This is a genomic window from Lactobacillus colini, assembly GCF_017874575.1.
Taxonomy (GTDB): Bacteria; Bacillota; Bacilli; order Lactobacillales; family Lactobacillaceae; genus Lactobacillus; species Lactobacillus colini.
Genome location: NZ_JAGGLU010000003.1, coordinates 194,588 through 219,419, shown reverse-complemented (window position 1 = coordinate 219,419; position 24,832 = coordinate 194,588). Strand labels below are relative to the sequence as shown.

At 39.2% G+C, this 24,832-nt stretch carries 21 protein-coding genes; 3 read left to right on the top strand and 18 right to left on the bottom strand.

What is annotated here, in order from left to right; all coding sequences use genetic code 11:
* From J2Z60_RS04330 to murB, 10 genes are all read right to left on the bottom strand, one after another.
* A partial coding sequence (locus tag J2Z60_RS04330) for a Rib/alpha-like domain-containing protein (RefSeq protein WP_245328712.1) occupies positions 1 to 5,924 on the bottom strand: 5,924 nt, incomplete at its 3' end.
* Positions 5,925 to 6,291: 367 nt separating this feature from the next.
* A complete protein-coding gene (locus J2Z60_RS04325; protein WP_209686448.1) occupies positions 6,292 to 7,101 on the bottom strand; it encodes a Cof-type HAD-IIB family hydrolase in 810 nt (269 codons plus the stop codon).
* A gap of 90 nt (positions 7,102 to 7,191) precedes the next feature.
* A complete protein-coding gene (gene glmM, locus J2Z60_RS04320) occupies positions 7,192 to 8,553 on the bottom strand; it encodes a phosphoglucosamine mutase (protein WP_209686447.1) in 1,362 nt (453 codons plus the stop codon).
* 29 nt (positions 8,554 to 8,582) lie between these two features.
* Positions 8,583 to 9,551 carry a CdaR family protein gene (locus J2Z60_RS04315; RefSeq protein ID WP_209686446.1) on the bottom strand — a complete coding sequence of 323 codons (969 nt, stop codon included), beginning with the start codon at positions 9,549 to 9,551 and terminating at the stop codon, positions 8,583 to 8,585.
* Positions 9,548 to 10,351: a diadenylate cyclase CdaA gene (gene cdaA, locus J2Z60_RS04310; protein ID WP_209686454.1), complete on the bottom strand. Its 804-nt coding sequence runs from the start codon at positions 10,349 to 10,351 to the stop codon at positions 9,548 to 9,550. The genes J2Z60_RS04315 and cdaA overlap by 4 nt, the downstream gene beginning before the upstream one ends.
* A 75-nt stretch (positions 10,352 to 10,426) precedes the next feature.
* Positions 10,427 to 11,500 (bottom strand): ABC transporter substrate-binding protein, encoded by a 1,074-nt coding sequence (locus J2Z60_RS04305; RefSeq protein WP_209686445.1) that lies wholly within the window; start codon positions 11,498 to 11,500, stop codon positions 10,427 to 10,429.
* The gene (locus tag J2Z60_RS04300; protein ID WP_209686444.1) at positions 11,497 to 12,291 is read right to left on the bottom strand and encodes an ABC transporter permease; all 795 of its coding nucleotides are present in this window, start codon (positions 12,289 to 12,291) and stop codon (positions 11,497 to 11,499) included. Before J2Z60_RS04300 ends, J2Z60_RS04305 begins: the two co-directional genes overlap by 4 nt.
* Entirely contained in the window at positions 12,288 to 13,106 is an 819-nt protein-coding gene (locus J2Z60_RS04295) for an ABC transporter permease (RefSeq protein ID WP_209686443.1), read from the bottom strand. The genes J2Z60_RS04300 and J2Z60_RS04295 overlap by 4 nt, the downstream gene beginning before the upstream one ends.
* Positions 13,107 to 13,108: 2 nt before the next feature.
* Entirely contained in the window at positions 13,109 to 14,200 is a 1,092-nt protein-coding gene (locus tag J2Z60_RS04290) for an ABC transporter ATP-binding protein (RefSeq protein ID WP_209686442.1), read from the bottom strand.
* A 55-nt stretch (positions 14,201 to 14,255) separates the two neighbouring features.
* Positions 14,256 to 15,161, bottom strand: coding sequence for a UDP-N-acetylmuramate dehydrogenase (gene murB, locus J2Z60_RS04285; protein ID WP_209686441.1), 906 nt, complete (start codon positions 15,159 to 15,161; stop codon positions 14,256 to 14,258).
* Positions 15,162 to 15,279: 118 nt separating this feature from the next.
* Between murB and J2Z60_RS04280 the strand changes: the two genes are divergently transcribed.
* A complete protein-coding gene (locus J2Z60_RS04280; RefSeq protein WP_209686440.1) occupies positions 15,280 to 15,813 on the top strand; it encodes a 3'-5' exonuclease in 534 nt (177 codons plus the stop codon).
* Positions 15,814 to 15,834: 21 nt separating this feature from the next.
* Here the strand turns inward: J2Z60_RS04280 and tsaE are convergent, their stop codons facing one another.
* The 3 genes from tsaE to J2Z60_RS04265 form a co-directional block, all read right to left on the bottom strand.
* Entirely contained in the window at positions 15,835 to 16,317 is a 483-nt protein-coding gene (gene tsaE, locus J2Z60_RS04275; RefSeq protein WP_209686439.1) for a tRNA (adenosine(37)-N6)-threonylcarbamoyltransferase complex ATPase subunit type 1 TsaE, read from the bottom strand.
* Positions 16,318 to 16,319: 2 nt separating this feature from the next.
* Complete coding sequence (pta, locus tag J2Z60_RS04270; RefSeq protein WP_209686438.1) at positions 16,320 to 17,300, bottom strand: phosphate acetyltransferase; 981 nt, start codon at positions 17,298 to 17,300, stop codon at positions 16,320 to 16,322.
* A 65-nt stretch (positions 17,301 to 17,365) separates the two neighbouring features.
* On the bottom strand, positions 17,366 to 18,061 hold the full coding sequence (locus J2Z60_RS04265; protein ID WP_209686437.1) for a uracil-DNA glycosylase: 696 nt from the start codon (positions 18,059 to 18,061) through the stop codon (positions 17,366 to 17,368).
* Positions 18,062 to 18,140: 79 nt separating this feature from the next.
* On the opposite strand from J2Z60_RS04265, the gene J2Z60_RS04260 reads away from it, so the two are divergent.
* Complete coding sequence (locus J2Z60_RS04260; RefSeq protein ID WP_209686436.1) at positions 18,141 to 19,001, top strand: Cof-type HAD-IIB family hydrolase; 861 nt, start codon at positions 18,141 to 18,143, stop codon at positions 18,999 to 19,001.
* A 16-nt stretch (positions 19,002 to 19,017) separates the two neighbouring features.
* Positions 19,018 to 19,533 (top strand): LURP-one-related family protein, encoded by a 516-nt coding sequence (locus J2Z60_RS04255; protein ID WP_209686435.1) that lies wholly within the window; start codon positions 19,018 to 19,020, stop codon positions 19,531 to 19,533.
* A gap of 4 nt (positions 19,534 to 19,537) precedes the next feature.
* Here the strand turns inward: J2Z60_RS04255 and J2Z60_RS04250 are convergent, their stop codons facing one another.
* The 5 genes from J2Z60_RS04250 to eno form a co-directional block, all read right to left on the bottom strand.
* On the bottom strand, positions 19,538 to 20,107 hold the full coding sequence (locus J2Z60_RS04250) for a hypothetical protein (protein ID WP_209686434.1): 570 nt from the start codon (positions 20,105 to 20,107) through the stop codon (positions 19,538 to 19,540).
* A gap of 163 nt (positions 20,108 to 20,270) precedes the next feature.
* Positions 20,271 to 20,729 carry an SsrA-binding protein SmpB gene (gene smpB, locus J2Z60_RS04245; protein ID WP_209686433.1) on the bottom strand — a complete coding sequence of 153 codons (459 nt, stop codon included), beginning with the start codon at positions 20,727 to 20,729 and terminating at the stop codon, positions 20,271 to 20,273.
* A 4-nt stretch (positions 20,730 to 20,733) separates the two neighbouring features.
* Complete coding sequence (rnr, locus tag J2Z60_RS04240; RefSeq protein WP_209686432.1) at positions 20,734 to 23,070, bottom strand: ribonuclease R; 2,337 nt, start codon at positions 23,068 to 23,070, stop codon at positions 20,734 to 20,736.
* A 68-nt stretch (positions 23,071 to 23,138) separates the two neighbouring features.
* A complete protein-coding gene (secG, locus tag J2Z60_RS04235; RefSeq protein WP_209686431.1) occupies positions 23,139 to 23,372 on the bottom strand; it encodes a preprotein translocase subunit SecG in 234 nt (77 codons plus the stop codon).
* Between the two features lie 115 nt (positions 23,373 to 23,487).
* Complete coding sequence (eno, locus tag J2Z60_RS04230) at positions 23,488 to 24,786, bottom strand: phosphopyruvate hydratase (protein WP_209686430.1); 1,299 nt, start codon at positions 24,784 to 24,786, stop codon at positions 23,488 to 23,490.
* Positions 24,787 to 24,832: the final 46 nt, after the last annotated feature.

Below are 24,832 nucleotides of genomic sequence, written 5' to 3'. Positions count from 1 at the left end.
GGCAAGTCATCCTTGTTAGCAATACTATCTTCGGCCTTTGGCTCATCACCCTTGTTCACAGTCTGATCCTTACCTTGTGGATCGTACTTATCTGCATCACTATTCACATGGATATTTACGTCCACTTCATCTTTTGAACCATCTGGGTAAGTTACCACTACTGTACCATTCTTATCACCTGGAGTGGTTGTATCAATTGGATCCTTCCAGTCGTAGTGTGTATCCTTTGGCAAATCATCCTTATTAGTAATACTATCTTCGGCCTTTGGCGTTTGACCCTTATCGACAGTTTGGTCTTGACCTTGTGGTTCATATGTTTCTGAATCATCATTTACATGAACCTTAACTGGCACTTCATCTGTTGAACCGTCTGGGTAAGTTACTACTACTGTTGCATCCTTATCACCCTTAGTTGAAGTATCTACTGGGGTCTTCCAGTCGTAGTTAGTACCATCTGGTAAGTCTTTCTTGTTAGAAATACTATCTTCGGCCTTTGGCTTATCACCCTTGTTTACGGTTTGATCTTGACCTTGTGGTTCGTAAGTTGCGGCATCATCATTAACGTGAACTGTGACGTTTACTTCATCAGTAGTCTTATCTGGGTATGTTACCACTACTGTGGCTGGCTTATCACCCGAAGTTGACGTATCAATTGGGTCCTTCCAGCCATACTCAGTACCAGATGGTAATCCATCCTTATTAGCAATACTCTTTGATGCGTCTGGAGTTTGATTCTTATTTACAGTCTGATCTTGGCCTTGTGGTTCATAAGTTGCGGCATCATCATTAACGTGAACTGTAACGTTTACTTCATCAGTAGTCTTATCTGGGTATGTTACCACTACTGTGGCTGGCTTATCACCCGAAGTTGATGTATCAATTGGATCCTTCCAGCTGTATGAAGTACCGTCTGGCATGTCATCCTTGTTGGCAATACTGTCACCAGCATCTGGCTTGGCACCCTTATTTACGGTTTGGTCCTTACCTTGTGGTTGGTTACTTTCAGAATCATCGTTAACGTGAATTGTGACATTGACTTCATCAGTAGTCTTGTCTGGGTAGGTTACTACTACTGTGGCCGGCTTATCACCTGAAGTTGAAGTATCTACCGGAGTCTTCCAGTCGTAGCTAGTACCATCTGGCAATTCTTTCTTGTTAGCGATACTATCTTCTGCCTTTGGTTCATCACCCTTATTTACAGTTTGATCCTTACCTTGTGGCTTATTAGCCTCAGCGTCAGTCAAGACATGAATAGTTACGTTAGTTTCATCCTTAGAACCATCTGGATAAGTAGCTACAAGAGTTGCGCTCTTATCACCAGAAGTTGATGTATCAATTGGATCCTTCCAGCTGTATGTAGTGCCAGCTGGTAAATCATCCTTGTTAGCAACACTCTTTTCTGGGTCTGGTTGTTCATTTCTTGCGACAGTTTGATCTTGACCCTGCAAATCGTCAGTTTGACTATCATCGTTAACGTGAACTGTGACGTCAACTTCATCAGTAGTCTTGTCTGGGTAAGTTACCACTACAGTAGCTGGCTTATCGCCTGAATTTGAAGTATCTACTGGGGTCTTCCAGTCGTACTTAGTACCATCTGGCAAATCATCCTTGTTAGCAATACTCTTGGATGCATCTGGAGTCTCATTCTTGTTAACGTTTTGGTTTTGGCCTTGTGGCTCATAACTCTTAGCATCGTCGTTAACATGAATTGTGACATTTACTTCATCAGTAGTCTTGTCTGGGTAGGTTACCACTACTGTAGCATCCTTATCACCAGAAGTTGAAGTATCTACTGGAGTCTTCCAATCATACTTAGTACCATCTGGTAAGTCATCTTTGTTGGCAATACTCTTGGATGCATCTGGAGTTTCGCCCTTATTAACTGTTTGGTCTTGACCTTGTGGTTCATGACTTTCTGCATCATTGTTAACGTGAACTGTGACATTTACTTCATCAGTAGTCTTGTCTGGGTAGGTTACTACTACTGTAGCTGGCTTATCACCAGAAGTTGAAGTATCTACTGGAGTCTTCCAGTCATACTTAGTATCATCTGGTAAGTCATTCTTATTGGCAATACTCTTGGATGCATCTGGAGTTTCATTCTTGTTAACCGTTTGATCTTGACCTTGTGGTTCATAGATACCACTTTGAGAACGGGTTACGGTAACAGTTACAGTTGTATTAATTTCTTGGTCACCATTCTTAACTGTGACTGGAATATTAACTGTACGTTCCTTTTCGCCAGTCTTCCAATCAGTAATTGTTGGGGTACCAGTTAAGTTGCCATCTTTGTTAACGCTTAAGCCATTTGTTGGAGTTGATGTAATTTCACTATCTGGTAAGTTTGGCTCAACTACCTTGGTTGCGATTACTGGCTTATTCTCAGGAACTGGATTTGGAGTAGTTACCTTAACATTCAAATCACGTTGAACTGTGACAGTCACAGTTTTAGTTACTGTTTGAGGTGTCTTATTGCCGTCTTTATCAGTAAATTCATTAGTAACAGTTACTGGAATATCAACTGTACGCTCAGTTTCGCCATCTTTCCAATCAGTAATTGATGGAGTACCAGTTAAATTACCATTCTCATCAACACTTAAACCATTTGTTGGAGTTGAGCTAATAGTTGAGCCAGTCATATTTGGCACTACAACTGGTGTTGATTCAGCAGGTTTATTGTTAGTTACAGTTGCTGGATTAGTAGTAGCGTCAAGCTTGCGAATTACAGTAACAGTGACATTGCCTGTTGCTCTTTGCAAGATATTACCAATTGGGTTAGTTACTACAACTGGGATTTCAACGTCACGGCTATTTTCGCCATCTTTCCAGTCAGTAATTGTTGGGGTACCAGTTAAGTTACCATTTTGGTCAACACTCAAGCCATTTGTTGCAGTGCTGTAGATTGAGGATTCAGTAATGTTTGGAGTTACTACAGTTTCAGTCGGTGCTGCTTGTCCCTCGACTACTGTCTTTGTAGTCGTATCAAAAGTCAGTTTATTAACAATAACTACTTGGACATCACGTTTAAGGACATCTTGAGTTAAGTTGTCCTTGACTTTGGTATGAATAACAACTGCTTGAATATTCTTGCCATTAGTAATGGTTGGGGTACCAGTCAAGTGACCGTTCTCATCGATCTTCAAGCCATTAACTGTATCTGAATCAGTAACAGTGAAGTCGCCGCCATTGAAGTTAACACCCACAGTATTAGCCCCTACAGGATCGCCAGCAATAACCGTGTTTAGTTGAACACTTGGAGTAATACTCTTAATAACTTCTACTGGAACTAAAACTGGGTTATCTAATTGTTGGTTACCATTTGAAACATTAACTGGAATAAAGACAGTTTGACTAGTTTGACCATCTGTCCAAGTTAAGTCAGTTGGTGTGCCAATTAAGTTACCATCTTTATCAACACTTAAGCCGTTAGTTTCTTGTGGAGTAAAGGTAGTATTAGGCAAGTTAGAAGTAATTACCTTTTGGCCTGAAGCAACTTCGTGACCTTCAACAGCTTGGCCTTGAGTTGCATTAGCTGTTAAAGCACGTTGTACTGTAACAACGACATTCTTAGTAACACTTTCTTCCTTATTAGTGGTTGGGTTAGTACCCTTAGCAGTCACAGGAATGGTGATAGTTTGGCTGGTTTGACCATCTGTCCAAGTCAAGCCTCTAACTGCACCAGTTAGGTTACCATTTTCATCGATAATCAAGCCATGATCTTCTGTAGTTGGTTGAATCTTCGCATAGTTTTGAGTAGATTCGGCTACAGTTGTATCATCTGGTACATCCTTGCCTTCGATAACTGTTACGTTCCTAACGTTTAAGTTTAATTCTGATTCATGACCAGTATAGTCAATGTTGTAAGTCATGGTACGGTTAGCTGCATCATAGTTCGAAGTAATTGTATAGTTAATGCCATTGCCTAAAGTACCAGTAACACTATTGCCAGCAGGCATAGCAGCTAAAGTCATTAAACTAGCAGCAAGTGGATTAGTTGCAGCATTATCAGTAGCCGTACCATTAGTTAAGTTAAGTGTAAAGTCACTAGCAGTTAAGTCAGCTGCATCCCCGCTAGTCTGGTAAGTATAAACCATGTTATGCACTTTAGGTTGTGCTATATTACCATCTACAGGAGTATCAGCTGCTACATAGCCAGCAGGGCTGATTGGAACAGCAGCACTTGTTGAAGTATTAACAGTCTTACCACCCTTAACACCAACTTCAAATTGTCGCTCTGGCAAATCTGGATCGTTAGTGTGGTTCATTTCACTAACAACTACCTTGTAGTTCTTAGTATCATTGTTCAGTTCAACTTCTGTAACACGGCGGAAGTTAGACGTACGGTCGAATGACTTATAACCAGCAATAATTCTTGACTTAAAGCCATCTGGTAAACTGACGCCTTCCTTCTTACCAGTAGTGAATTGGGCATAAGCCTTTCTCATACCAAAGAATGAGTAACCAGTTGCTGTATTGTACATAAATGTGTATGTATCACCTAGATACATTGCAGCCTTAGGATTACTTGTATTCAAGGCATAGTCAGCATATTTTGGATCTGTTCCGACATCAATTAAGCTAACTGGCGAACCATCTGCATTCTTGGTGACTAACTTATCACCTTCCACCTTAGTATCGATCCAGCCAGCACCTTGTTTATATGGCTCACTACCAAATTGGATTGGGTTAGAAGTATTGTCAGTACCGCTAGTGAAACCTTGGTTAACATAAGTGTTACCTGCACTACCTGTGCGGGCAGTACGCAGGATATCTTCATAAGCCTTTGCAAGGTTACCTACATGATCATTCCAACTTACATCCCATTTTTCTGGGTGTTGGAGGTCAATGTAGTTCCATTGCTGTAAGTTTTCAGCATATTGATCTTTACCTGCGCCGTAATCATCATAGAAGAATACCTTTCTTCCTGGATTGTTAATAACTGCGATAGTCTTTGGACCAGTCTTTGGATCAAAAACAATCGCCTTGTTATATTTACCGTTATCAGTTGTAAAGTAGTCCAGGTGAGTATAGGTCATGGTGATATCGCCCTTGATCTCGAGATCCTTACTCAAGATAAGACTGAACCATGGATTAGAAGTTGCTTGTTGCCCAATCTGACGGTTCCAGACAACTTCCCAGCGGCGTTCACCTTCATTCAAGTGACCACCAGAAGCTAAATAAGCATCGGTAATATCACGAATATAGGCACCGTTAGCTGCATCTTCAGGACGTTCATCCTTTCCAATTGAAGTTGTGCCCCAAGAACCCGGTGCATAACCAGAAGTTCCCCACGTCCACTGCTCGTTTTCAGTATTTAGATAAGAAGTAGTGGTTTCGGTTGCCTTAGCTGGATCATTATCATTATTTAAAGAAATAGTATCTTTGCCATACTTATCGGCATTGATCATACCATTGTTGTAATCAGTACCGTCATCACCAGTAATATCACGGTCTTCACCAGTGGCAGCTGCCTTGCTTTCAGTAAGGCTAGCAGCAGACAGCTTAGGACTTGCGCTAAAAGTACTTAGGTTAAGTGTAGTAGTTGCTGATTTACTACTATCAGTAGTAGCTTCAGATTTCTTACTATCAGTAGTTGATGTAGATTCAGTCTGAGCGCCGTCAATAGTACCTCCAGCTACCCCCCCAGTTTGAGTTGGGGAAGTGGTAGATTTAGTCACAGCTGCATCAGTTGCCTTAGTGGCTTCAGAGTTAGCAGCTTCCTGCTTATTTGATTGCGTAGTATCAGACTGTTGTGAAGTTTGCTCTTGAGCATTCTGAGTAACTTCGGCATGGACAGTTGTACCACTATTAAGCATCACACCAAAGAGTGTCGTTCCTAGTAATACAGAAGCTGTCTTACCCACAACTTTTCTAATACCATAACGTTGTCTTTGTCTTTCGACAATAAATCTATCTTTTTTCATAACTATATCCCTTTGCTTATAATAACATTATTTAGTTACAGCCTCATCGTAACATAGCTAGATTTAGAATGCTAGTATTATAATATTTTATAATTTTTTTAGTTCAGATTTATATCAAAATCGACTTATGTGTTATTTATTAGTTTTAGATTAGCGCTTTCATACTTAAAAAATAGTACCTAAACAATTTTTCAGGTACTAGAATGTAAATTATATACAAAGTTGCTTTTGAACACTTAATTATCTAATAGGTTAATAATTATCACAGTTGCAGATTTGGGTAATTCTTTAACAAAATAACAAATAATAGATTCAATAATAACTAGTAATTATAGTTTTTAGGGTGATTTTATTTCAATTCGTTATTTTAAAAGACTAGCTGCTTAAGTGCGTATGCTATCCCGTCCTCATCATTAGACCTAGTAACGAAGTCGGCACGCTGCTTGATCTCTTCAATAGCATTACCCATTGCCACTTTCTTGAAGCCAGCAACATTAAACATTGAAATATCATTCTTCTGATCGCCGAAGATCATTGTTTCTTCTGGCTTAATTCCTAATTCTCTACCTAACTCTAATAAGGCATGTCCCTTAGAAGCAGTAGAGGTATTAATCTCTACCAGAGTTTCATCAGAAGTAGATACATTATACTTAGTAAATATCTCTTGAGGCATCTCAGCTAAGAATTCCTTGATTCTATCTGGATCTCCTGTATACATTGCCTTAGTGAAGTGGAAGTTCTTCGGTATCTCAGCTAATGTTTTAACATCAATCGGCATCTTAGTAAGCCAACTCTCCCGCGACATATGGTAGTTAATGAAGTGTTCTAGCGTCACGAACCTATCTTCTAGTTCTACATGAAGTGGCATCTGATATTCTTGGGCTACCTGCTTGAAGTAGAGTAAGTCTTGATAACTATGTAAGTCTTTAACTAAGATATCACCCTTCAAGTTAAAGACCAAGGCACCATTGAAGGTCACCGCATATTGATTATCTCCTGCAAGACCTAACTCATCTAAGTAGCCCTTAACTCCTGGGAATGGTCTCCCTGAGCAAGGCACCACATTAATCCCTAGCTTAGCTGCCTTTTGCAAGGCAGACTTAGTTTGAGAGCTAATCTTTTGATCTGAATTTAATAGTGTGCCGTCTAAGTCAACAGCTAATAATTTAATCGACATAAGATTCTCCTTTGTTTATCTTTCAATCTAGATTATACAAAAAAACCGCCCCTAGTTAAAAGAGCGGTTTCATAATTATTATCTAATGACTTATTCTTCAATGCCCATTTCTTCTTGGATAACATCAGCTACTTCTTGGCAGTACTTATCTGCAAGTTCTTGAGTAGGAGCCTCAGTCATAACACGAAGTAATTCTTGTGTACCTGAAGGTCTAACGAAGATACGACCATTGCCTTCAACTTCTTGTTCTACCTTCTCAATTGCTGCAGCAATTGCTGGGTATTGCTTCCAGCTAGACTTATCACGCACAGGAACATTAATTAAGCGCTGTGGGTATTCCTTAAAGTCTGCTAGCAATTCACTTAATGACTTACCAGTATCCTTCATAACATAGAGTAAGTGCAAGCCAGTAAGCATCCCATCACCAGTGTTGTGGTAGTCGCTAATAATAATATGGCCTGATTGTTCACCACCTAGGTTATATCCATTAGCACGCATCTCTTCTGATACGTAACGGTCACCAACTTGCTTAGTTCTAACATTCTTAAGTCCGCGGCGCTCTAATGCCTTAGTGAAGCCCAGGTTACTCATGACAGTAGTTACAATAGTATCCTTCTTAAGACGACCGTGGTCGGCTAAGTAAGAACCAAGTACGTACATAATGTGGTCACCGTCAACTTCATTACCATTCTCATCAACAGCAATACAGCGATCAGCATCCCCATCGAAGGCTAAACCTAATTGGGCACCTTGCTTAACAACTTCTTCTTGCAACTTCTTAGTGTGAGTTGCACCTACGTGGTCATTAATATTCAAGCCATTAGGATGAGTAGCAATCGTTGTGAATTCTACGCCCATATCAGCGAATAGGCGTGAGATTAAGGCACTAGCAGCGCCGTTAGCACCATCGACAACTACCTTGATACCATCTAATTGTTCAGGTAAGGTGTTCTCGATAAATTGTAAGTACTTGGATGCACCTTCATGATAGCTAGTTACAGTGCCTAAGCCTTCTGCAGATGGTCTTGGCAAGGTATCTTCTGGAGCGTCGATTAACTTTTCAATTTCTTCTTCTTTAGCGTCTGATAACTTCAAGCCATCGCTACCGAAGAACTTGATTCCATTATCTTGGACTGGGTTGTGAGATGCGGAGATCTGTACACCAGCATCTGCACCTTGTGCCCTTACTAGGTAAGATAGACCTGGAGTAGTAATTACGCCTACTTCTAAGACTTCAATCCCCACAGATAATAAGCCAGAGATCAAGGCGTATTCTAACATCTGTCCAGAAATACGAGTATCACGAGATACCAAGACCTTAGCTCTTTGACCAGGCTTCTTGTCTTTAGTTAGAACATATCCACCATCACGTCCTAACTTAAACGCCATCTCTGGAGTTAAACTTGCGTTGGCTACACCTCTAACACCATCTGTACCAAAATATTTAAGCATTGTAAATAAACAACCTTTCTTAATTTATATTATTCTTTTTTAGCTGAGCCATCAGAGACCTTAATCTTAACTGAGATCTCCTCAGGATCGACTCTAACAATACCTTCTGGTTTCTTTAAAGGAATATTCTTGACCGTATCCGTTCCAATACCTGATAAGTCAACATCCAACGGAATGCTCTTTAACTTCTTCAAGTATTCTTCTTTTCCGTAGACTACAACCTCATTCTTATCAGCAGTAAGTGAATATATCTTCTTGTCTGCTTCATGATGAGGAGTAACGGTAACTTTTACCTTCTTATGTGGTAAAGAAATCGGAATATGCACACTTGCAGTAACTGGATTAATTACTACATTCAATTGGCGTCCCTTAGAATCCTCCGCAACTAAAATTACCTCTCTAGTATAAGATACTGACTGCCCCTTAGGCAGGGTAACTTTAGCTACAATGCGATCAATCTGGTTGACTTCGCTCTTAGCACCGGTTACGCGAACAACGGAAGGATTAATACTTGACGTTCCAATATTATAGCTTTTTGGCACGGCATCTCTATTATACTCTATTTGAACTGGAAGGGACCTAGATTTTCTTTTTTGGATATTAACGGTAATCGTTTTAGGTGAGGTTACGGCACTAAGCTGATTACTCAAGCCGTTGACCTTGACCTTAACATTGTGTCGACCCACCTTCAGCTTATTCAAGTCAATGAAGACCCGAAAGTTCTGAGTATTGATTGTCGAAGTAACTAAGGCATTGTTGCCTTGCAAGGTAAGATTAATCTTCTCAGGATAGCCTGTTACATAATACTTATCAGTATCTACTGATACCTGAAGCGGTACTCTGATAGTCTGCTTCTTAGTTGCCGTAATATTAGTAATACTCTGCTTACTCTGAGAAACGTATCCTTGCTGGTTAGAATTAATATAAATCGCAAACAAGACCGCTAAGAGTAGCGCAATAACTTTATAAAACCAGGGCTTATCAAAAAACTTTTTCATTTATCATTTGACCCCCAATTCCAAATTTTATTAAGCATCCGTTGATACCACTTAGGCTTTTCCTTTTCCGCTGGGACTAGTTGAGCAGTTAGGTACTTCATGTATTCTTCACGTGTTAAATCAAGCATGAACTGACTGTTGCGGGTGATAGTTACCCCGCCTGTCTCTTCAGAAACAACAATAGTAATTGCATCTGTCACTTCTGAAATCCCAACCGCTGCCCGGTGACGAGTACCTAACTTCTTAGGGATCATTGTGTTATCAGATAAGGGCAGATAGGCCGAAGCCACAGCAATCTTGTTATCACTAATGATTACTGCCCCATCATGCAGAGGGGTATTGGGAATGAAGATATTGATTAATAATTCACCAGATATATCTGCATCTAATGGAATACCGGTTTCAATATAATCATCTAACCCTGTGCTCTGCTGGAGCGTAATTAATGCCCCGATCCGGCGCTTAGACATATATTGAATTGCCTTGTCTAGCTCATGCACCATATGTTCGGAGTTCTTCTTAGCTCCGCCAGTCGAACCGCCAAAGATTGGCGATCGACCCAGATGTTCAAGCCCGCGACGGATCTCAGGTTGAAAGATCACAATAATTCCGATTACCGACCAAGATAGAACTTGATCGACGAAATATGTCAAAGTATGCAGATTTAAGAAGCCTGCAATAATCCTAATTAAGACAATCAAGGAGATTCCCTTAACTAACTGGACTGCCTTAGTTCCCTTAACTAGCATAATTAAGCGATAAATAATGTACCAAACAATTAAAATATCCAGCACATTCATTAGATTCTGCCAGGTAAAGATTTGGCTTGGGTTGATATTAATATTCAATTGCCTACCTCACTTTCTTTTAAATTTTTAGCGACCATACATCTTAAATTCTAAGAACAGGTCATTATATTCTTGAACCTTCTTAGGACCTAAGTCTTGGTATACTTGCAAATTCTTCATAGCTTGCTGGGAAGGATAGAATTGCTTATCGTCCCTAATCTCCTTAGGCAGGAGCGCTTGGGCCTTAATATTAGGCGTCGCATAACCAATATATTCAGCATTCTGGGCTGCGTTATGCGGCTCTAACATGAAATTGATAAAAGCATAAGCAGCTTTTTTGTTTTTGGCGGTTTTAGGAATGACGATATTATCGAACCAGAGGTTAGAACCTTCTGGCGGAACAACGTAGTGCAGGTGGCTGTTGGAATCAAGCATTGTTCTTGCTTCACCTGACCAAGTTACACCGATGGCGGCTTCATTTTGAATCATGTACATCTTCAATTCATCAGAGATAATTGCCTTAACGTTAGGACCTAGGCCATCAAGCTTAGTCTTAGCCATCTTCAGCTTCAAGGAATCTTTAGTATTCATGGAAGCCCCCATTGAGGCTAGAGATAGACCCATAATATCTCTAGCTGAATCAACTAATAAGATATTATGGCGGTAATTCTTCTTCCAAAGATCATCCCAATGCTTAATTGAGCCTTGCTTGACATACTTGTCATTATAAACAATCCCTAATGTTCCCCAGAAATATGGAATCGAGTATTCATTCTTAGGGTCGAATGACTTACCTAAGAATTGCGAACCAATATACTTAAAGTTAGGAATCTTCTTAGTATTAATCTTCTCTAGTAAGTTAGCCTTCCTCATCTTAGAAATCATGTAATCAGATGGGACTGCAATATCATATCCAGTTCCACCTTGCTTAATCTTAGTATACATAGCTTCGTTGGAATCGAAGGTTTCATAGATGACGTGATAGCCGGTTTGTTTTTCGAATTTTTTAATTAATTTGGGGTCAATATAGTCGCCCCAATTATAGATTATTAAGTTCTTATTACCACTTGATGAGCTGTTACCTTCTAGCTTCTGAGCTGCAAGCCCTAAGCCTAGACAGACTACCAAGATCGAACAGATAGCTATTACGAGTTTTTTCATAATAGGCGGCCACCTTTCTTACCAGAGCGGCTACTAATGAAGTAATAACCGATGACAATTATCATAACCAAGATAAACATAATCGTACTCAAAGCATTAATCTCCAAATTGATCCCCTGGCGGGCACGAGAATAGATTTCTACTGATAGTGTAGTGAAGCCGTTGCCAGTTACAAAGAACGTCACGGCAAAGTCATCTAAAGAATACGTCAAAGCCATGAAAAAGCCCGACAAGATCCCTGGCGTAATCCCTGGTAACATGATCTTACTAAATACCTGCCAATTGCTGGCACCTAAGTCCCTAGCTGCATCAACTAAGGAATAGTCAAACTCATTCAGTCTAGGCAAGACCATCAAGACCACGATTGGAATCGAAAAGGCAATGTGACTTAATAAGACTGAACCAAAGCCCAAGCCAATACCCAAAGCAGTAAAGAAAATCAAGAAACTCGCCCCAATAATCACATCTGGTGAAACCATTAAGACATTGTTTAAGGTCAAAAGCAGCTGCTTGATCTTTTTATTTTTGATTTGGCTGACTGCGATTGCTCCCAAGGTACCAATTAGGGTTGCAACTAGACTAGATAAGAGAGCTAGCAAGATTGTTTCTAAAAAGATTGCTAAGAGGCGACTATCGGCTAACAATTCTTGATAATGAACCCAAGTAAAATGCCCGAAGCGGTCCATGTTCTGTCCACTAGAAAATGAATAATAGACCAAATAAAAAATTGGAATATATAGGATAATTAAGACTAAGGCAATATATAGGCGGGACCATTTAATTCTTTTCATAGTTTGACCTCCCTTTTCTTTCTACGGGAAGCTGAAGAAGATGTGCTAATCATGACGATAATCATTAAGAAGATTAATACTACACCGATAGTCGATCCCATTGACCAATTCATTGTCGTCATGAAGTATTCCTCAATCGCTGTACCTAGAGTAATTACACGATTACCACCAATCAGCCTAGTTAACATAAATAGTGACAATGATGGAATAAAGACCGCTTCAATGCCAGCTTGAACACCAGACTTAGATAAGGGCCATAATACTCGCTTAAAGGCTTGCCACTTATTAGCTCCCAAGTCACTAGCTGCTTGCATCACGGCTGGGTCAACATCACAAATGGCATTGTAGATTGGCAAGATCATAAATGGCAATTCAATATAGGCAGCAACGAAGATAAAGGCCGCATTAGTAAATAAAATATTAGCAGGTCCAATACCAAATAAGCCTAAGAAGCTGTTCACCAGTCCTCCCTTACCAAAGATTCCGATGAAGGCATAAGCCTTCAAGAGTAAATTTATCCATGTTGGTAGGATTATTAATAATAGCCAGAACTGCTGGTTCTTCATCCTGCTTAAGATATAAGCAGTCGGGTATGAAATTAACAAAGTTAGTGCCGTAATCAAAAATGCATACCAAAATGAATTCAAAGTCATCCTCAAAAACGTCCCATTAGTGAAGAACTGGGAGAAGTTACTTAATGTAAATCCATGTTCATCCCTAAAAGCATAAACAGTAATCAGAATTATCGGCATAATTACGAACAAGGCAATCCATGCTAAATATGGCACGAGAAAAATTAACTTGCGCTTTTTCAATTTTAATCTCCTCCCTCGTATGACTCTAGCCGTTTATCGAACTCAGCTTCACTTTCACCAAAGCGCATTACGTGAATATCCTCTGGGTCGAAGTATAAGCCAACTTCCTTACCTACCTTAGTTGAATTAGTTGAATGAATTAACCACTCATTCTCATCGGTATCAATCGCCTTAATCTCGAAGTGATCCCCCAAAAATAGCTGGCTCTCAACTCTGACATGTAACTTGCCCTTATCGACACTAGTAATATCCAAATCTTCCGGTCTTAAAACAACTTCCACTCTCTCGCCCGGCTTAATCCCAGCATCAGCACACTCAAAAGTATGATTACCAAACTCAACTTCAAAGTCCTTAACCATGCGGCCGTTTAAGATATTGGAATCGCCAATAAACCTCGCAACGAAGTCATTAACCGGCTCATCATAAATATCTACCGGACTACCACTCTGCTGGATCTTACCTTCATTTAGAACAAAGATTTCATCACTCATTGCTAATGCCTCTTCCTGGTCATGAGTTACGAAGATGAAGGTAATGCCTAGTTTTTTTTGGATTTCACGAAGTTCGAATTGCATATCCTTGCGCAAGCGCTTATCAAGAGCTGATAAGGATTCATCTAATAATAAGACCTTCGGTTCATTAACTAAGGCACGGGCAATTGCTACACGTTGCTGCTGACCACCACTAAGTTCCGCAATTTCACGATTAGCAAAGCCATCCAGTTGCACCATGTGCAGAGCATCTTTAACTGCTTTTTTGATTTCATTTTTTTCTTTTTTCTTTAATTGTAAGCCAAAGGCAACATTATCATAAACGTTCATATGCGGAAACAGGGCATAATTTTGAAAGACGGTATTTAATTGCCGTTTAGAAGCGTCTAGATGAGTAATATCTTGTCCATCAAATAAAACCCGCCCCTCAGTCGGTTCACTAAAGCCCGCAATAATTCTCAAGATAGTTGTCTTGCCTGATCCAGATGGACCCAGCAAAGAATAAAACTTCCCTGACTCAATAGTTATGTTAATATCCTTTAAGGCTACAAAGCCGTCATCATATTGTTTTTTTACGTGTTCTAGCTTAATGATATTGCTCATAAATTCACCCCATTATGCAAAAGGCTACAAGCATCATACTTGTAGCCTTGAGTTCTTAGTCCTTTTCTTTGCCAATAATTCGTACTTCAGTATGTAATTCAACGTCAAACTTTTCTTTAATTGTTTTTTGGATCAAATGAATTAAATCTAAATAATTGGTTGCTGTCGCATTGCCAACATTCACGATAAAGCCAGCGTGCTTCATAGATACTTGGGCTCCGCCAATACTCTTGCCTTGAAGGCCAGCTTTAATAATCATTGGTCCTACATAATGACCTGTAGGACGTTTAAATACACTACCACAAGATGGGTACTCTAGCGGCTGCTTGGCTCGCCTTAAGCCGTTAAAGTATTCCATTCGGTCCTTAATTGCTAGACTATCATCTTCTACCAGACCGAACGTAGCACTTAATACAATATCGCCAGTATCTTGTACAATTGAATGACGATAATCAAATTCCATTTCATCATGAGTATAGGTCTTAAACTCATCATCCCTAGTTAATACATCAACCGACTTAATGACATATTCGGTTTCACCACCATAAGCACCTGCATTCATAAAGACGGCACCACCAACACTTCCAGGAATTCCAGCTGCAAATTCTAGACCCGACAAGCCTGCTTGACAAGCGACTTCTGAGGTGTCAATAATTCTAGCGCCAGCCATTGCAGTCACTGTCTTAGACTCTGGATCAGCAGTTATTGTCTTCATCTCAGTCAAGATAACTACTAGACCGTCGATTCCACCATCCCTAATAATTAAGTTAGATGCATTACCAATAACAGTTAGTGGCAAGTTGTTGTCCTTAGTTACTTTAACTAGTTCTTTTAATTCTTCAATATTCTTAGGGAAGGCCAGATATTCAGCTGGTCCACCTGTCTTAGTAAATGTAAATTTAGATAGTGGGACGTTCTCTTGTATATTAATATCCTTATCTTTTAAATCCATTAATCTCATGTTGCCACACCCTTGATTTTTTTAATTAATATGTCCTACCTATCATACCGCAAAAATCGCTAACTTTTCTACCTATGATATACTGATTTTAGTTTAAACATAGAAAAGATGGTAAAAGATGAATTTTATTGCGATGGATTTCGAAACAGCTAACCACCTAGCTGAGAGTGCCTGCTCACTTGCCCTAGTCATGGTCAGAAATAACAAGATTGTTGACCGCTTCTATACTGTGATTAATCCCCAAATGCCCTTTGATAAACAAAATATTAAGATCCACAGTATCACTGCCGATGACGTTAAGAATGCGCCGACGATGGCAGAAGTCTGGCCTAAGATCAAGAATCTATACCAGCCAGGGATGTTAGTGGCAGCGCATAATGCTAGGTTCGACTGCAATGTCTTAAAGAAGTCACTGGCACGCTATGATATTGACGAACCCCACTACCTAGTTATTGATACCTTAGCGACTAGCCGAGCTTTAGAGGATAAGCTACCTAATTATAAATTAAACACTGTTTCCGATGCACTTAAGATCAACTTATGGCACCACCACAATGCCTTAAGTGATAGTGAAGCTTGTGCAGAAATCTTAATCAGTCAAAATAGGCGCTTCGGTGATGAAGCAATCAAAAAGCTAGTTAAGCTGATCTAATTCAGCCTAACTAGCTTTTTTCTATTTATTAAGTTGACTAACAACTGCTTGCCACCAAGCTTTATTGCGCTTTCCCTTTATAATTGGTTCAACTATTCTTTTAGTTGAATCCCAAGAATCATCAACACGCTTAAGCTGTAATTCTAAATAATCATCTGGCAAGGAATCTATAATAAATTGCGGCCATTCAATTACCACGATGCCTGGTTCGGCTAAATAACTCGGCAAGTCAATACTGGACAAGTCACCATCTTCCAGACGGTACATATCCATATGATATAGTGGCATCTTGCCTTCCTTATATTCACGCACAATGGTAAAGGTGGGGCTTTTGACTGGACGCTTAATTCCTAGATTGCGAGCCAGACCCTTAGTCATTGTTGTCTTACCTGCACCTAAGTCACCGGTTAAGAGCAATAAGTCATGAGGTTGGGCATTAGCAGCCAGTAAGTAGCCTAGTTGTTGCATTTCTTGATCAGAATTGATTTCGAGTTTTTTTGTCATAATTAATCCTTATCTGCATTAGCTTGAGCTGCAGTCAATACAATTGTCAGATAAGCATCTTCAATTGTGCAGCCTCTTGATAGGTCGTTAATTGGAGCGGCTAAGCCTTGAAGCACTGGACCGATAACTGCAAAGTTACCCAGCCTTTGTGCAACTTTATAAGAAATATTTCCAGATTGCAATTCTGGGAAGATGAATACATTAGCATGTCCAGCCACCTTAGAATCAGGAGCCTTAGAAGCTGCTACACTAGGAACAAATGCGGCATCAAATTGCAATTCACCATCGCATGCTATTTCAGGATGGTTCTTGTTCACTAGGTCTACTGCTTGCTTTACCTTATCAATCATCTCGCCTCTAGCTGAACCCTTAGTTGAGAAGCTTAGCATAGCTACTTGAGGATCAATGTTGACCATTTGGGCAGTTTTAGCTGATTGATAGGCAATCTCAGCTAGAGTTTCACTATCAGGGTCAATGTTTATTGCACAATCAGCGAAGATATACTTCTCATTATCGCGTTCCATAATCATTGAGCCAGATACTCGATGCATACCAGGCTTAGTCTTGATAATTTGAAGGGCAGGACGAACAGTATCAGCGGTTGAATGAACAGCACCAGATACCATGCCATCAGCTTGTCCTTCATAAACAAGCATCGTCCCGAAGTAAGAAACGTCCTTTAGCATTTCTTGAGCTTCTTGAATAGTATTCTTGCCCTTACGCAAGCTAACGAAGTCGTTGCACATCTGCTCAAAGCCATCATAATTATCGGGATCAATTACCTTGGCAGCCGTTAAGTCAAGATCAAGTTCCTTAGCTTTAGCGTTAACTTGCTCAGGCTTACCCAATAAGATAATATTAACAATTCCTTGTGCTAATAGCTTACTTGCAGCTGTTAGAATTCTATCATCGTTACCTTCCGGTAAGACGATTGTTTTCTTTTCTTCTAATGCTTTATTTTTTAATAAATCAAATACTTTCATAAGTTAATTACCTCTTCTACACGATATATTCTACAAGCTTTATAAAGTGATTTAAAGTATTTATGTTAAGCCAGGTCATCTTGACCAACTTGGCTTGGCAGCTGCCAGTCAATCGGCGATTCGCCAAACTTAATTAAAGCCGCATTACAGCGTGAAAATGGCCTTGAGCCAAAAAATCCTCGATTAGCTGAAAAAGGACTAGGATGCGCTGATTTAATAATGAAGTTCTTGTCTTGATTAATCAGTGGAATTTTATTTTGAGCAAATCTACCCCACAAGATAAAGACAACCCCGCCTCGATCACTTAAAGCCTTAATCGCAGCATCAGTTACTTCTTCCCAGCCCTTGCCTTGGTGAGCATTGGCATGACCATATGGAACAGTTAAGACACTATTGAGCAGCAGTACCCCTTGATCTGCCCAGCTCTTTAAGTAACCGTGATTAACAGGAACAGCGCCAACATCATCATACAATTCCTTGTAGATATTGACTAAGGAAGGTGGCAAGCGAACACCAGGATTGACACTAAAGCTCATCCCCGTAGCCTGACCAGGATTATGGTAAGGATCTTGTCCCAAAATAACTACCTTGGTCTTATTAAAAGGAGTTAATTTAAAAGCAGTAAAAATGTGATACATATCTGGATAGATCTGCTTAGTGCGGTACTCTTCTTTTAAAAAGTTGCGTAACCGTTGATATGATTCACTTTCAAAGACGGGATCAAGAATTTCATCCCAATCATTAGCAATTAATTTTTTCATTTTTCAACCTTCTAATTCTCAGTTACTCACAGACTCATGATAACATATTAGTTGAAGAAATAATTTGGAGGATAATATAATGATTAAATTAATTGCTAGCGACATGGATGGTACCTTATTAAATGCCCAAATGAAAATTTCTCCTGAAAATGTAGCCGCTATCAAATACGCTCAAAAAAAGGGTGTAGAATTCTTAGTTGCGACTGGGCGAGCTCAAAAGGAATCTCGTCAAATCCTAGAAGATGTTGGCTTGCATACAGGCTATATTAACTTGAACGGCGCGATGGTCTTTGATACAGATGGCAAGTTAATGGTTAACGAACCCATTGACCGGGGTCGGGCTTTAAAGATAATTGAGATTTTAAAAGATTCAGGCTGCTACTTTGAAATTGTGTCTGCCGATGATGTTTACTCTGATTCTAGAATGCGGCGAATTTCTAATGTTTCTGACTTATTAGTTGACTTGAACAAGCACCTAACCTTTAAAAAGGCTGTTTCATTTGCTGGTGGATCTGATGAAGTCTTAAAAATATCTTTTGTTAAAGATTTTAAGAGTTTATTTGATGATCCTAACTTCGAAGTAATGAAGTTTGTGGCTTTTAATCCTGCAGGACCTTCTGCCTTCCGTGAAATTCGTCGTCAAATTAATAGCCTCGGCAATCTTGTAGCAACTGCAAGTTCCTCAACCAACCTTGAAATCAACAACATTAAAGCTCAAAAAGGAATTGCCCTCATTGACTATGCCAAGATGCGCAATATTGACAGTAATGAGGTAATGGCAATTGGTGATAATCTTAACGACGAATCAATGATTAGAATGGCTGGAGTTGGTGTAGCAATGGAGAATGCTATTAGCCCAATCAAGGAACTCGCTAGCTTTATTACTAAAAATAATAATGACAACGGCGTAGCCCACGCAATCAGGCACTTTATAAAGTAATTTTGAGGCGATAAATATGCGTTACTCACTTTCTCTATCTCAAAATCAAGACCTCGGTCAATCGGTCATCAGAGATGAGCACAATCAGCCTTGCTTTATCTTACAAGGAAAGTTAGGTAATATTGCTAATACGATAATCTTAAGTGATATTAATCATCAAGAAATTGGACGCCTTTATCTAGACTCTGCTAATTTTATTACTACTTACTGTGTTGACGTTATTAATCACTCAATAGTTAAAGTCAAAAAAATCAATAGCCCACTTGCCAATGTATTCTTTATTACCAGGTTAAATTATTGGATCCAGGGCTCAATTAAAAAAGGTCATTACGGCTTCTTTTCAGGTATAAAAAAAGTAGCTAGCGTCCAAACACTAGTTACTGATGGCGATTTTAAGTTAACTTATGATATTGCTCATCCCGAAGATGTACCATTTATCTTGTTAATTAGTATTCTGTTCACTCAACTGCATACACCGCCACTTAAATTGCCACAACTAAAGCTACCCATCAATTATGTTCCAGCTTGTTAAATCCTTAGTCTCTGATACTGCTAGAATATTGCGTCAATAACTTATCTCTATTATCTAATGGATGGTTATTCTCAAGTAAAAAGATAAAAATACTTAATTCGCTAAGTAGCTTGCCAATATCTTCTTGACAAGAATGGTCAACCCAAGTAAACAAAACGCGATAAATACTATTAGAAGCTTGTCTAACTAATTCATAAGAATAATCACCATACTTCTTCAATAAGTATTGCTGCAAAAAGCTACCCAATTCATTAACGAAATAATCACAAATACATTCCCGTGACTTACTTAAGTGATAGATATTGTAGAAGTAATTCTCATCTTGCTTCATCTGGATCAACAAATATCTAAACTTCTTGAGTAAGTCTTGTTCTCTGTATTCATTCAAATGCGTTCTTATTTCGTGACTTACACAACATGCCATAAACATTGGCAAGGTTCTAAAACGCCGATAAAAGGTAGACTTAGTGTAGCCTGTTGCTTGGCAAACTTCCTTAATAGAATACCTATCTACCCGTGAGCCAGATAAGTCATCGTGAAGAGACCTTCTAGCTTGATCAAATTTACTCTGCAAAATTTGTAATCTCTTTCTTTATAATATTTTACCAGATTATCAAAAACAGCCATATTTATCAAGCTAAAATCAAATAATACTAAATATATAATAATTTTAGTCTTATATAAATCATATAAAAAAGCCTTTATATGTTGTCAAACCAACATTATTAAAGGCTTTTTTAGCGAACACGATACTTTCGGCGTAGTTCTCTTTCTTGGTCACGCTTTTTAATTGTTTCGCGCTTGTCGTATTGTTTTTTACCTTGGCCAACACCAATTAATACCTTGGCAAATCCATGCTTCAAGTATACCTTCAAGGGAATAATTGTCATCCCTTGTTGAGATTGAATACCTGCTAAGCGGGCAATCTGGCGCTTATGCAGTAATAATTGGCGTGGGCGTAATGGATCATGATTATAACGATTACCTTCTTTATACTCGCTAATATGGACATTCTCTAGTAAGGCATTTCCATTTACAATTTGGACATAGCCATCCTTTAAGTTAATGCGGCGAGCACGGACAGACTTGATCTCAGTCCCTGTCAGGGCGATCCCTGCTTCAATCGTCTCTTTAATAAAATAATCATGACCAGCTTTTTTGTTTTGAGCTATCAGATTATCTTGCTTTTCTTTCATAATGTTATTTTCTCTTTAATCCATTTCTAGATCTGTGATTATTTTTTCTACTATAGAAATTATTGCTTCTTGGATTACTATTGCGATTGCGTGAGTAGCTATTGTTAAAGTTACGTGGTCTTTGACCATTGCGCCTGTAATCATTATTTCGCTTGGAAGCATTAGGATCATATAATTCAAAGTCAATCTGGTGCTGCTCAACATCAGCCCTAATTAACTTAACCTTAATTGGCATTCCAATCTTAAATCTCTTATGAGAATTACGTCCTGTAAGAGTTAGCGACTTTTCATCAAAGTTATAAAAGTCATCATTTAAGTTAGAAATATGGATTAATCCTTCAACAGTATTAGGCAATTGAATAAACATTCCAAAACTAGTTACTGAAGAAACAATCGCATCAAATACTTGTCCCACCTTGTCAGACATAAACTCTGTCATCTTCAAGTCATTAACACTACGTTCAGTATCAATTGACTTACGTTCTTGAGTTGAAGTCTGGTCAGCAACTGAATCTAATTGTGAGCTAAAGTGCTTTTGTACTTCATCGTCCATCCCCTGGTCAGCATATTCGTGAATCATCCGATGTACCATCAAGTCTGAATAACGGCGAATTGGTGAAGTAAAATGAGTATAGAATTCTGCTGCCAATCCAAAGTGACCTAGAGGTTCTGGGGAATAATGTGCTTGCTTCAAGCTTCTTAGCATCATCATTTGAACAACTGCTTCTTCTGGGGTATTCTCAGTCTTAGAAACAATCTTTTGTAAATCAATTGGCTTAACGTGACTTGGATCAGCCTTAACATTTAAGCCAAATGCACTCACGAATTCAAAGAAACTCTGCATCTTCTCTTGATCTGGCGTTTCGTGGACACGGTATAAGAATGGAACGTGCTTTTTAAAGTAGTCTTCGGCTACAGTTTCATTAGCCATTAACATAAATGATTCAATCATCTTCTCGGCTGTGCCACGCTCATGCAAGACAATATCAGTTGGCTTACCTTGCTCATCAACAATAATCTTAGCTTCTGGCTCTTCAAAGTCGATTGCACCACGTTGGTGACGTTGCTTATATAAGGCGTTATGAAGGTTCGCCATGTCTTGAAGCATTGGCTTTAGCTTGCGGTACTTCTCTTCTTGAGGATCTTCTTGGTTGTCGTCTAAGGTTTGGTTTACCTTATTATAAGTCATACGGCCATGTGACTTCATTACTGAAGGATAGATCTTATAGCCAACCCTCCTACCATCTGGTGTAATCTCCATATCACATGATAAGACTAAGCGCTCTACCCCTTCATTTAAAGAACAGATTCCATTAGATAGTCTAAATGGTAACATTGGTATAACACGGTCAACTAGGTAAGTACTATTGCCACGTTGAAAAGCTTCCTGATCTAGTGGTGACTTCTCTTTTACGTAGTGGGATACATCTGCAATATGTACACCTAAGTGATAATTACCGTTAGGTAACTTCCATAAGACAACAGCGTCATCAAAGTCTTTAGAGTCATCGCCATCAATTGTTACAGCAGGCTGATCGGTTATATCTACCCTACCTGCCTTATCTTCATCAGTAACATGATCAGGAATAGCATTAGCTTGATCCATTGCTTCTTGGGGCCAATCGGTACGGATATCATTGTCAACAACAATCGACATAATATCAACACCAGGATCATTCTTGTTACCAATTGTTAATAAAGCAACAGCTTCCATATCATCAGGATGATCTTCATCAGGATACCTGCTAATTGAAATCTTTACCATATCGCCCATCTGTGGCTTAATTCCAGTATCAGAAATATTAATCTTATACTTCTTTAGCTTACGATTGGTACTAGTAACATAACCGATATAACCGGATTGGGCTGCGATACTATCAGAATAAGGCTGGAATTCACCAACTAACTCTTCAACACCACGTTCAAGAACCTCTTCTACCTGTCCTTCAGGTCCCTTACCATTCCAGGGATTAGCACCAGCAATGATCTTTACTTTAACACGGTCGCCATCAAGGGCTAACTTAGTGTTGTGCTTGTCAATGAATACATCATCAGCAGCCTCGTCATCTAACCTAACGAAGCCAAAGCCCTTATCATTAGCTCTAAACATCCCCTCTACTTCAGTATTTAATTGATTTAATTGATACTTACCATGTCCATCAGTAACTATCTTTTTTGCATTTTCTAAAAACGTTAAAGCCTTAACTAAATCTGAAAAAGAAAAGCGTCCATTGCGATTACGACCCATTTCATGTTCAATTTCATCTACATCATATTGAATTTGGGGATTATGACGGAAAATTTCATATACTCCAGCCAATACTGGTTCATTTTGTGCCATTATATAACCTCATTTCTTTATTTTTTAGGCCGATAAAAAAGGCCTCTCACAATCGAGAGGCTCTTATCTTACTTAGATGAAAGTATTGCCAAAATAATGGCTAATAGGAAGAAGATTGCTAATAATACTGCTGTAATCTTCTCCATCAATGCCTCAAAGCCACGTTTCTTTGTTTGGCCGCTGAACACAGCACCACCAGAAAGGGCATTCAGAGCATCTTGTTGTTTCTGCGGCTGCATCAAGGTAGCTATAATAATTAAAAAGCTTACAATGATGAGTAGCGTCATGACTAAGTTATACAAAGTGCTGCCTCCATTGCCTAAAAATTAATCACTGTACAAATTCTAACATAAATCTTATCTAATTGCTAAAGAAAAAAGGTCTCTCTTATGAGAGACCTCAATTATAAACAATTAATTAAAATTGCTTATGTAAGTTGTAAAAACTATGAATACCCTTGTATTGAGCAGTTGAGCCTAAGGCTTCTTCAATACGCATTAATTGGTTGTACTTAGCAATTCTATCAGTTCTTGACATAGAACCTGTCTTGATTTGACCAGCATTAGTTGCAACAACCAAGTCAGCAATAGTAGTATCTTCAGTTTCACCTGAACGGTGAGAAACAACAGCAGTATAGCCAGCTTGCTTAGCCATTTCGATAGCTTCAAAAGTTTCAGTTAAGGTACCAATTTGGTTAACCTTAATCAAAATTGAGTTAGCTACACCCTTTTGAATACCATTCTTCAAGTAGTCAGTGTTAGTTACGAACAAGTCATCACCAACAATTTGTACCTTGCTGCCTAAACGATCAGTGAAAGTCTTCCAACCTTCCCAATCATTTTCGTCTAGTGGGTCTTCAACTGAGATTACTGGGTACTTGTCAACCAAGTCTTCAATTAATGAAGTCCATTCTTCTGCAGTATATTCACGTCCATCAGCAACAGTCACATACTTCTTAGTTTCCTTATTGTAGAATTCGGAAGCTGCACAGTCAAAGGCAATGGCAATGTCTTCGCCTGGCTTGTAACCAGCACGTTGAATAGCTTCAACTAAAATTTCAAATGGTTCTTCGTTATTCTTCAAGTTAGGTGCAAATCCACCTTCATCACCAACACCAGTGAATTCACCGCGTTCTCTCAAGATGCCTTTCAAAGTATGGAAAGTCTCTGCACCCATGCGAACAGCTTCATGAATTGACTTAGCACCAACTGGCATAATCATGAATTCTTGAATATCAACGTTGTTGTCTGCGTGCTTACCACCATTGATAACATTCATCATTGGAGTAGGTAAAACATGAGCATTAGGTCCACCTAAATATTCATATAATGGCAAGCCTAATTCATCAGCTGCAGCACGAGCACTAGCTAATGATACAGCCAAAATTGCATTAGCACCAAGGCGGCCCTTGTTTGGAGTACCGTCTAAGTCAATCATGGTTTGGTCAATTAGGCGTTGATCAGTTACATCTAAGCCAATAACAGCTTTAGCAATTTCACCATTGACATTTTCAACAGCAGTTAAGACACCAGTACCACCAAAGCGTGAGTTGTCGCCATCACGTAATTCAACGGCTTCATGCTCACCAGTAGAAGCACCAGATGGAACAATAGCACGGCCAAAGCCACCTAATTCAGTGTAAACTTCAGCTTCAACAGTTGGGTTACCACGAGAGTCAAGGACTTCACGTGCGTGAATATCAGTAATAACAGACATGGAAAATCTCCTTCATATAGTTCCGTTTAAATAAATTGTTAACTAA

What these genes read in the sequence shown, in the direction of transcription:
- smpB (WP_209686433.1), bottom strand. Translation starts at nt 20,729, where the DNA reads ATGAAAGAAAAGCAAGATAATCTGATAGCTCAAAACAAAAAAGCTGGT.
- glmM (WP_209686447.1), bottom strand. Translation starts at nt 8,553, where the DNA reads ATGCTTAAATATTTTGGTACAGATGGTGTTAGAGGTGTAGCCAACGCA.
- pta (WP_209686438.1), bottom strand. Translation starts at nt 17,300, where the DNA reads ATGAAAGTATTTGATTTATTAAAAAATAAAGCATTAGAAGAAAAGAAA.
- tsaE (WP_209686439.1), bottom strand. Translation starts at nt 16,317, where the DNA reads ATGACAAAAAAACTCGAAATCAATTCTGATCAAGAAATGCAACAACTA.
- J2Z60_RS04315 (WP_209686446.1), bottom strand. Translation starts at nt 9,551, where the DNA reads ATGAAAAAGTTTTTTGATAAGCCCTGGTTTTATAAAGTTATTGCGCTA.
- J2Z60_RS04290 (WP_209686442.1), bottom strand. Translation starts at nt 14,200, where the DNA reads ATGAGCAATATCATTAAGCTAGAACACGTAAAAAAACAATATGATGAC.
- J2Z60_RS04265 (WP_209686437.1), bottom strand. Translation starts at nt 18,061, where the DNA reads ATGAAAAAATTAATTGCTAATGATTGGGATGAAATTCTTGATCCCGTC.
- J2Z60_RS04305 (WP_209686445.1), bottom strand. Translation starts at nt 11,500, where the DNA reads ATGAAAAAACTCGTAATAGCTATCTGTTCGATCTTGGTAGTCTGTCTA.
- cdaA (WP_209686454.1), bottom strand. Translation starts at nt 10,351, where the DNA reads ATGAATGTGCTGGATATTTTAATTGTTTGGTACATTATTTATCGCTTA.
- J2Z60_RS04325 (WP_209686448.1), bottom strand. Translation starts at nt 7,101, where the DNA reads ATGTCGATTAAATTATTAGCTGTTGACTTAGACGGCACACTATTAAAT.
- J2Z60_RS04260 (WP_209686436.1), top strand. Translation starts at nt 18,141, where the DNA reads ATGATTAAATTAATTGCTAGCGACATGGATGGTACCTTATTAAATGCC.
- eno (WP_209686430.1), bottom strand. Translation starts at nt 24,786, where the DNA reads ATGTCTGTTATTACTGATATTCACGCACGTGAAGTCCTTGACTCTCGT.
- murB (WP_209686441.1), bottom strand. Translation starts at nt 15,161, where the DNA reads ATGAGATTAATGGATTTAAAAGATAAGGATATTAATATACAAGAGAAC.
- J2Z60_RS04280 (WP_209686440.1), top strand. Translation starts at nt 15,280, where the DNA reads ATGAATTTTATTGCGATGGATTTCGAAACAGCTAACCACCTAGCTGAG.
- J2Z60_RS04300 (WP_209686444.1), bottom strand. Translation starts at nt 12,291, where the DNA reads ATGAAAAGAATTAAATGGTCCCGCCTATATATTGCCTTAGTCTTAATT.
- rnr (WP_209686432.1), bottom strand. Translation starts at nt 23,070, where the DNA reads ATGGCACAAAATGAACCAGTATTGGCTGGAGTATATGAAATTTTCCGT.
- J2Z60_RS04255 (WP_209686435.1), top strand. Translation starts at nt 19,018, where the DNA reads ATGCGTTACTCACTTTCTCTATCTCAAAATCAAGACCTCGGTCAATCG.